At 43.2% G+C, this 1,340-nt stretch carries 1 protein-coding gene; it reads left to right on the forward strand.

The annotated features are described in order from the left end of the window. A partial coding sequence (locus tag AB4384_RS23390) for an IS4 family transposase (RefSeq protein WP_372130185.1) occupies window positions 1-1,320 on the forward strand: 1,320 nt, incomplete at its 5' end. Window positions 1,321-1,340 lie beyond the last annotated feature (20 nt).

Below are 1,340 nucleotides of genomic sequence, written 5' to 3' on the forward strand. Positions count from 1 at the left end.
CTTGAACAAGAATTAGCAATGGCGCACGAGACTATTGAGGATACGGATAATTACGAATCTGTCGTCAACGCCATTCAACTAGAATGGATAGAACAAGCTCTTCTTGAAACAAATAAAGCGAGCATAAGACGACGTCGACTTCCCGCTCAGCAAGCTGTCTGGCTAGTTATTTGGATGGGGTTGCAACGCAACATGTCTATCAAAGAGGTATGCAGTTCATTAGACATTGCCCTTCAACCAAAACCTGAGGATAGTTGGTCTCGTGTTGCGCCTAGTGTCCTCACCGATTCACGTCGACGTCTAGACGAGAGTCCATTAGCGGCTCTTTTTCACACAACAGTCAAGGCTTGGCGCGAAGATATCATTCAACAAGACAGAGACTTAGGGCTTAACGTTCTTGCTGTGGATGGAACAACATTTAGGTGCCAAGATTCACCAGAGAACGCCGAAGAATTTGGGTTCATCTCTAAAAAACTGAAACCTTATCCTCAACTTCGTTTAGTTGCTTTGATGTCAACGGAAACTCGAATGATTATGGGGGCAGCTTTTGATGGTTGTCATGTCGGTGAAACGACCTTAGCTAAACGTTTATTCAATGATATCCCAGCGCACTCATTGACTTTATTTGATCGTTGTTATTTCTCCGCAGACCTTTTGTTGTCATGGCAAGAGAGTGCGGAAAATGCTCATTGGTTAATGCCTGCAAAACGTAAACTACGCTATGAAGTATTGGAGAAATATGCAGAAAATGACATGCTTATCTCAATGCCCATCTCTCCTCAGGCCCAGCGGCAGAATCCTAATTTACCCGAGCGTTGGGAAGCTAGATTAGTCCTATATCAAGAACCAAAAGGTGAGATAAAAGGTTTTATTACTTCACTTACAGACCCTAGCAAATACTCACTAGAAAGCCTGCTGCGTATTTATTGGCAACGTTGGGAGATAGAAGAAGGTTATGGTGAAATTAAACAGACTCAACTGCAAAGTCACGTCACTTTACGAAGTCGTTTTTCTGTCGGTGTGAGGCAAGAGCTTTGGGGTGTCTTACTTGCTTATAACCTAGTGCGATTAGAGATGGTTAAGATAGCTTCAGAAGCAGGGGTTCGAGCGACTAGGGTCAGTTTTACGGCCGCGATTAACCTTATTGATGCGCAGTTACGTTGGCTAGCTTTATGTCCAGACGGAACTCTACCAGTAAAACTTAAAAGAATGAGGGAAAGTATCAGTCACTTCATTCTCCCAGATAAAAGAAAGGACCGAACGTTTCCACGTTCAATCCTCTTTGTTCCAGCTAAATATCCGTTTAGATTCAAACAGTAATGCTTATCCGAACGGCATTG

It is taken from the genome of Vibrio sp. 10N.261.51.A4 (genome assembly GCF_041471945.1).
Lineage (GTDB): Bacteria > Pseudomonadota > Gammaproteobacteria > Enterobacterales > Vibrionaceae > Vibrio > Vibrio crassostreae_C.